The organism is Clostridium celatum DSM 1785, assembly GCF_000320405.1.
GTDB classification, from domain to species: Bacteria; Bacillota; Clostridia; order Clostridiales; family Clostridiaceae; genus Clostridium; species Clostridium celatum.
Genome location: NZ_KB291609.1, coordinates 41407 through 49817, shown reverse-complemented (window position 1 = coordinate 49817; position 8411 = coordinate 41407). Strand labels below are relative to the sequence as shown.

5 protein-coding genes are annotated in these 8411 nt (G+C 27.7%); 3 read left to right on the top strand and 2 right to left on the bottom strand.

Annotation, left to right across the window (positions count from 1 at the left end; genetic code table 11):
- Positions 1 to 2655, top strand: a 2655-nt coding sequence (locus HMPREF0216_RS16195; RefSeq protein WP_005210693.1) for a glycoside hydrolase family 101 beta sandwich domain-containing protein, incomplete at its 5' end; no start/stop codon positions are given.
- Between the two features lie 110 nt (positions 2656 to 2765).
- Here the strand turns inward: HMPREF0216_RS16195 and HMPREF0216_RS02365 are convergent.
- Together HMPREF0216_RS02365 and HMPREF0216_RS02360 are read right to left on the bottom strand one after the other, a co-directional pair.
- The gene (locus tag HMPREF0216_RS02365) at positions 2766 to 3578 is read right to left on the bottom strand and encodes a TPM domain-containing protein (RefSeq protein WP_005210691.1); all 813 of its coding nucleotides are present in this window, start codon (positions 3576 to 3578) and stop codon (positions 2766 to 2768) included.
- A gap of 2 nt (positions 3579 to 3580) precedes the next feature.
- Positions 3581 to 4150 (bottom strand): LemA family protein, encoded by a 570-nt coding sequence (locus tag HMPREF0216_RS02360; RefSeq protein ID WP_040418606.1) that lies wholly within the window; start codon positions 4148 to 4150, stop codon positions 3581 to 3583.
- A gap of 186 nt (positions 4151 to 4336) precedes the next feature.
- On the opposite strand from HMPREF0216_RS02360, the gene HMPREF0216_RS02355 reads away from it, so the two are divergent.
- Together HMPREF0216_RS02355 and HMPREF0216_RS02350 are read left to right on the top strand one after the other, a co-directional pair.
- On the top strand, positions 4337 to 6892 hold the full coding sequence (locus HMPREF0216_RS02355) for a DEAD/DEAH box helicase family protein (RefSeq protein ID WP_005210687.1): 2556 nt from the start codon (positions 4337 to 4339) through the stop codon (positions 6890 to 6892).
- 138 nt (positions 6893 to 7030) lie between these two features.
- The gene (locus HMPREF0216_RS02350; protein ID WP_005210686.1) at positions 7031 to 8344 is read left to right on the top strand and encodes an MATE family efflux transporter; all 1314 of its coding nucleotides are present in this window, start codon (positions 7031 to 7033) and stop codon (positions 8342 to 8344) included.
- Positions 8345 to 8411 lie beyond the last annotated feature (67 nt).

The following is an 8411-nucleotide window of genomic DNA, read 5'->3' as shown; positions in this document are numbered from 1 at the left end:
GGATCAACTGGTATGGGTAAAACTAATTTATTCTTAGAATGGAACTTCGATGAAGAACAAGATACTAAGATTTACCACTGGAATCCATTTGGAACTATTTCAACATGGGATGTACCAGATTCTTGGTCAGGATTATCTAACGTTCATGTTTATGAATTAACTGACTTAGGTAGAGTTGAAGTTGGAACTGTAGATATTGTTGATGGAAAAGTTACTTTAGATGTTGAACAAAATACTCCTTATATAATAACTCAAGGAGAAGTAGCTCAAGATAGAATAGATGATTGGGGTTATGGTTCATTAATTAAAGATCCAGGATTTGATGCTCAAGATTGGTCAATATGGAATAGAGAATCTTCTGAAGGAAATACAGACCACATAACATTTGTTAATGAAACTGTTCAAAGAAGAAAAGGTAATGATGTGGTTTCAATTGCAGATAAGCAAGGTAAAATAACTCAAAGCATAGAAGGGTTAGTACCAGGAAGAGCTTATTCAATTTCTGCATGGGTAAAAAATGATGGAGGAAGAGAAGTTACTTTAACTACTCATATAGGAGATACTACTGTAACTAATACTATGGATAGAGCATCTCAAACTAGACAAGGTGAAGGCGTTAAATATTTAGATGACAGATTTGCAAGAATGGAAGTTGAATTTACTGTACCAGCAGGTGTAACTACAGCTGATATTTCTTTAGAAGCTTTAGCCGGAAATGGTACTGTTTTAGTTGATGATTTTAGAATTTGGGAACATCCAGGAGAAACTAATAAAGAGGGATATGTATTCTATGAAGACTTTGAAAACGTAGATGAAGGTATTACACCATTCTTCTTAGCCCCAGGAAGAGGAACCTCTAATAGAACTCATTTAGCAGAAAAAGATTTACTTGGAAGACAAAAAATGACTTGGGTACTTGATGGTAGATTCTCATTAAAGACTAATCAACAATCAGGCGAAACTGGTCAAATGATTATAACTGATTCAACAACGTTTAAGTTAGAACCAAATAAAACTTATGAATTAGGATTTATTTATTCTTTAGCAAATGCAGCTCCAGGATATTCAATTAATGTTAAGTCTGTATCAGGTGGAACAGTATTAAACATTCCTTTAACTGCCACAGGTGTTGCATCAGGACAAAATACTAACATTAATAGTATAGCTGAGACATTTACTACAGGAGATAAGAGTGATTACTATTTATCTGTAGATAAAGGTTCAGGATATCAAGAGCTTATTTTAGATAATATTTATGTTACTGAAATAGATAATACTGTAACGAATCCAGTTATTGATAAAGTAAACTTAAGTTTATCAGTAAATGAATTAGAGGTAGGTGGAGAATTACCTTCATTTATAATGCTAGTTAATGGATTAATGAGTAATGGTTCTAAGGCTGATTTATCAAATGCTACAATTGAATATGTTATTGCTGATGAAGCTGTAGCTAAAATTATGGATGGTAAGTTGGTTGGAGTATCAGAAGGTACAACTACTGTAATAGCTAATTTAACTGTAGATGGAAAAACAGTTTCATCTAACTTTGTAAACATTAAAGTTGGAGAAAATGAAGTTCCTCCAGTAATTGAGGTTGATAAATCAGGATTACAAGTTATAGTTGACAAGGTAGGTACTTTAATCGAAAGTGACTATACAACTGAAAGTTGGGCTAATTTAACTAGCGCATTAGAAGCTGCAAATAATGTATTAGCTAGTACAGATGCAACTCAACAAGATGTTGACACTGCAAAGAATACATTAGAAGAAGCTATTAAGGCTTTAGAGAAAAAGCCAGTTACACCACCAGTAGATGTAATTAAGACTCATTTAGAGATAGCTGTAGAAATGGCTACTGAAGTAACTGATGCAGAACTTGAAAATATAGTTCCTGCAGTTGTCAATGAATTTAAAGCAGCCCTTGAGGAAGCTAAGAATTTATTAGCTAGTGATACATCAACTCAAGAAAAAGTAGATGCATCATTTGAAAGATTAAGTGAAGCAATGCAAATGCTAGAATTCAAGAAAGGTGATAAAGCTAATTTAATAAAATTATTAGAGAGAATTGAGGCTTTAGATTCAAGTAAGTATATAGCATCAACTTGGGATAAATTAGCTATAGCTTTAGAAGCATCAAATGGTGTAGTAGCTGATGAAAATGCTATGGAAGCAGAAATTGTAGAATCTTATGAAACATTATTAAAAGCATTCTTAGAATTAAGATTAAAACCAAATAAGGATGCTTTAAATGATTTAATAAATAAAGCTGAAAATTTAGATAGTGCTAAATATACAGTAGCTAGCTTTAGAGCAGTTGAAAGAGGATTAGAAGAAGCAAATAGAGTATTTGCAAATGAAGATGCAACTAAAGAAGAAGTAGGAAAGGCCGAGGCTAACTTAAGAACTGCTATTAGTTCATTACAATCTAATGCTGGAAGTAGTAATTCAGGAAATAATGCTTCAAGCAACAATAGTTCAAATAATATAGTAAGCAATAGCAATTCTAATAAAGTAGTTAGTAATTCAAGTGATAGTGGGAATTCATCTGCTAATGGTAAATTACCACAAACAGGTGGAAGATCAGCAGCTGCAGTAGGGGTATTTGGTACTATATTAGCTGTAGTAGGTGCTGTATTCTCTAGAAAGAAAAAATAACGATTTAATAATATTTCTAAGATTAAAACTCAGATAATTAAAAATAAGAGAATTGAAGACTAAAATATAAATTAGTTTTCAATTCTCTTTAATCATTTTATTTATTAATATTACCAATTACCAGAGGAACCTCCACCATTTGATGAACCACCTCCGAAGTTGCCAAATCCACCGCCAGAATTTGAGTTTCCGCCACCGAATCCACCACCACCACCTCTTCTTCCACCAAAGAAATCATTCCAAAATAGTAGTTGAAGTAATGATGATATAATCCTACCTTTATTAAAAAATAAATCAAAAAATATAAGTATAAAAAAAGCTACTCCAATAAAACCAAATTCTTTATTATTTGAAGTTTTAGAATTAGTAGTATTAGATACAGACGAATCATATGATTTATCTAATGTAATTCCATACTCAGTTGCAATATAGTCACATAAGCTAGCGTAAGAATTTAAAATACCTTCTTCATAATTACCTTGTTTAAATTCAGGCTTAGCTATTGAATCCATTATTCTATTGCTAAGAGCATCTGGAATAGCTCCTTCAAGGCCACGACCAACTTCAACTCTGAAGGTTCTATCGTTTATAGCAACTAGTAGTAATAATCCATTATCTTTGTCACTTTGACCTATTCCCCAGTTTCTAAAAAGTTTATTACAATAGTCTTCGATAGGAATATTATTAGTAGAATTAATTACGACTACAACAGCTTGGGCTGTAGTTTTATCTTCTAATTCTTTACCTATTGAAACTATTTTTTCTTTATATGAATCACTTATTATATTTGCATAGTCATTAACATATTTTAAGTTTGTAGGAGATGGAAAAGCATCATTAGCTTTAGTAATAAAAGATGCACTACATAAAATAATTAAGAGAATAGAAAAAAATAATTTGAACTTATTTTTAATATATTTCATATTTAACTAGAAAAATCAACTTCAGGAACATTTTGTGCATCTTGGTTTGCTTTATATAAAGGTTTTTCCTTAAAATTAAATATTGAAGCTACAATATTTGTAGGAAAACTTTTTCTCTTTGTGTTATATTCAGTAACAGCAGTGTTATAATCTTGTCTTGCAATAGCTATTCTATTTTCAGTTCCTTCTAATTGAACACTTAAATCAATGAAGTTTTGATTAGATTTTAAATCAGGATAATTTTCAACAACAACTAGTAATCTTGAAAGTGCATTACTTAACTCATTATCTGCATTAGCTTGATCATTAACATTAGTTGCACCAGCTAACTTACTACGTGCATTAGCTATATCTGTAAATATATCTTTTTCTTGTGAAGCATATCCTTTAACTGTATTAACTAAATTAGGAATCAAATCTGAACGCCTTTGAAGTTGGGTATCTATATTGGATTCAGAAATATCTACTGCTTGTTCAAGAGTAACTAAATTATTATAACTTGAGATTGTAGGAATAGCTATAATGATTAATATTACAGCAATTACGATTAATGTCTTAACCCATGATTTCATAATTTCATCTCCTTTCATTATGTTATTATTTGCATAAATTTAATTAGTATGAATTATATCCACATTACAAAGATCTAATCTATAAAATATTTAATTATACTTGAAAAAGCACAATGAGAATTATATAAGTTATAATATAACTTATTATGGAATTATTTATTCAGTATAGGAGTCAAAGAAATATAGATGAATGAAAAAGAAAAAATATTACTTGAACTTAAGAAATTAACAAAGAATAGACAGTGTTACCTAATAAAAGAAAAGTTAAATAATATTGATAAAAAAATAAAGGGTATAGTTTTTGAAGAATATTTAGAATTTTTATTTGAAGGAAATGGTTTTATAGCAACTATAAAAGGTGGAGCATATGATGGGGGAGCAGACATACTTTTATCTAGGCCCAATAATCCCAATAAAATTATTTGGATTGTTCAAGCAAAAAATATATTAAACCCTTTAGGAAATCATATTATAAGAGAAGAATTAAAAAAATTTGAAGAAGAAGCAAGTAGAAAATATAATTGTAATTATTTTATGATAATATCTGTAAATGGTTATGTAGAAAAAATAAATATATTTAATAAGACTAATATGTCATTAGAGAGTTTTGATTATATTGAAGAGTTAATAAATAATTATAGTGACAATATAGATGAAGTTATTTTGTTACCAGATTTAAGACCACATAATCGATATACATATAAGGAGATAAAAGCAGTATTCGAAAAAAATAATAGAGTTGCAGTACCAAATGCAACTGGTACTGGAAAAAGTTATATTATACTTCAATTACTTTTTGATTATATAAAAGAAGATAAAATAATTTTAGCTCCAACTAATGAAATATTAGATAGATTAAAGAAATTAGCTCCATGGAGTGTGAAAAAATGCAAATTTTATACTTATAGTAAATTTTCATCTTTATATTTTAAGGGAAAATTAAATGATTTAAAAATTAAGTTAATTGTATTAGATGAATTACATAGAGCAGGAGCAGAAAAGTGGGGACAAGCAGTTAAGTATATTTTAAATGAAAATAAAGAAGCAAAGGTTGTTGGGTTATCTGCTACACCTATTAGATTTCTAGATGATAATAGAGATATGATAAAAGAATTACTTCATGGTAATTCAACGACGCCTTTAGGATTATCAGATGCAATCGTTAGAAGAATACTTCCAATGCCAGTCTATGTTTCTGCCATGTATAACTTAGATATTGAAATAGATAAGAAGTTGAAGTTAATGAAGAAGCTTAATATTTCAAAAAGTGATAAGGAAGAATATATAAATGAGTTAAATTTATATAAAAAACTATGGGAGAGAGAAAACAATATAGAAAATATTATAAAGAAACATCTACCTAAGGGAAAAAGGTTAAAGTTTATAGTTTTTTGTGAAAATAATAAGCATTTAAAAGAAATGAAAGAGGTAGTAGTTCAGTGGTTTGAAAATATTTTATCTTGTGAAAAGAAAGTAAGTTGTTATACTGTAACGTCTGAAAAGTCTAATAGCAAAGAAATTTTGGAAGCTTTTGAAAGAGTTAATGATGAAAATCAAGTAAAACTTCTTTTCGCAATAAGCAAACTTAATGAAGGAATACATATAAAAGACATTAGCGGAATTATTATGCTTAGAAACACTAAATCACCAAGTATATATTATCAACAATTAGGAAGATGTCTAAGTAGTGATTATGAGGGGGATAGTCCTGTTGTATTTGATTTTGTAGATAATATAGATAATTTGGAATTGATTAATTTTAGAAAAAAGTTGGAAGTATCAACTTCTATTAATAATATCTATAGACATCAACTAGGACTTGAAGATTATAATATAAGATTTTCTTTATATGAGGAACATGAAAATATTATATATGAGCTTAAGAATATTGAAAGAAAAATAACTTATAACTGGGAAAAATCATTTGAAAGTTTACTTAAATTTAAAGAGGTTAATAACCATTTAAATGTTCCAAAAAATTTAGAGTATTCAAGGTTATATAGTTGGGTTAATCTTCAAAGAACGCTTTATAAAAAACAAATATTAGGGGAAGAGTTTGTAGAGAAGTTAAATTCAATAGGATTTATTTGGGATATTAATTTTTATAATTGGAAGGAAAATTATAAAAAATATGAAGAATTAATAGCTAATTCTGATTATAAAGAAATTTATTACTACAAAATAATTGATGATAATTATTTTATACCTATATATAAATATGAATCACTTAATTCTTATTATGAAAATAACTCATTAGTTCCGGAAAAAGATTTTATAATAAGATGGATGGATAAGCAGATAAAAGAATTTATATCAGGAAATTTAGAAGAAAAAAGGACACGAATATTAATTAGAGAATTTAGGGAAATATCAAGATTTGAAGAAAATAAATGGATTAGTAGTATTTGTAATATAATGAAATTCTATAGATTTGTTAAAAAAGATTATGGTATAGATTGTTATTTAAAAAGGGTGGCTCCAGATAAAAGTAATTTAATTAAATCTTTAGAGTTAATATACTCAAGAAAAAATATAATAGAAAAGACTGTAGAAAAGAATTTGCCTGCTACTTGTAAAAGTCTAAATTTTAAATATGAAAATGATGAATGGAATAGTATGGCATTTATAGTTAATCTAATACAAGATAGAAGTTTTGATGAATTAAAAGATGAATTCATTGATGAACTAAATAGTATATATTTTAAGGATATTATAGATATGTATGAGAGTAATAGAAGATGATTATTAGCAAATATAATAAATTCTAATGTTAGATTAAGTAATGTTTTAACTCTAAGAAATAAATATTTTTATTTAAAATATATTGACTCTTTTGTTACACAAGAGTTTATAATGTGTAAGGATAAAAAATAGAAGAAGGTGGTATTGTTGAAGAAGGAATTTTTTAAATATGCTATTCCATCAGCATTAGCAATGTTTATTTCCTCATTATATACAGTAATTGATGGTATATTTGTTGGACAAGGTGTTGGAGATTCAGCATTAGCGGCTGTAAATATAGTATTACCATTTACAGTAATGCTATTTGGACTAGCATCTATGTTTGCAATAGGTGGAGGAGCATTAGTTTCTAAAAATATTGGAGCTAATAAGGTAAATAAAGCAGTAAATATTTTTAGACAGGTTTTTAAGTCGCTTTTAATATTTAGTTTAATAATTAGTTTAATTTGTATTATTTTTACTAAGCAAATAGTAAGTCTTTTAGGAGCAACAGAAATTTTAAAACCATTAGCTGTTGATTATTTAAGGTTTTATGCATTATTTTGCATTCCTAATTTAATAGGAATAGTACTTAATAGTTTTGTAAGAAATGATGGTAGACCAAAGCTTGCAATGATATCTACAATAAGTGGTGCAATAACTAATATAGCATTGGATTATATTTTTATTTTTAAATTAGGAATGGGAATAAAGGGAGCAGCTATTGCAACTGGTTTAGGACAAATAATAACTGTTACTATAATATTGCCACATTTCTTGATGAAAAAAGGATATTTATCATTTGGAAATGTAAAATTATCAATTGATACAATAAAAGAATTTTGTACTATAGGATTTCCATCATTTTTTGCACAAGGTAGTTATTCTATAATAGTGTTACTTCATAATATAGCATTAGTAAATTATGTAGGAGAAATAGGAGTATCAGCATATAGTATATTAAATTATTTAACTACTAATATATATATGGTGCTTTATGGAATAACTTTAGGAGTTCAACCGCTTGTAAGTTATAACTATGGAAGAAAAGATAGTAAAAAGATGTTAGGTTTCTTTAAAATAACAAATGTTTCAAATATATTAATAACTACATTTTTTGTAGTTATAAGTTTTGTTTTTGGGCCAATGCTAATATCAATATTTACAAATGATATGTATATATCACAATTGTCATATGATGCTTTAAAAATAGCATGTTTAAGTTATTATGCAGTAGGATTAAATCTAAATACTCTTGTATATTATCAAGCAATTGAAACACCTAAATATTCAAATTTAAGTTGTTTATTAAGATCAGTGGTGTATTTACCAATATGTTTATTTGTACTTGGAAGAATGTTTGGAGTAACTGGAATATGGGCAAGTGCTATTGTATCAGAAAGTTTAACTTTTATCACAATTAAATTACTTGCAGATATAAAGACATCTACTGCAAAGGTAGTTAATGCTTAATAAAGAGTTTAAATAAGAAATATATATTATAAAACTAGGCTTATTCATAAATGCTTAAAAGGTGTTT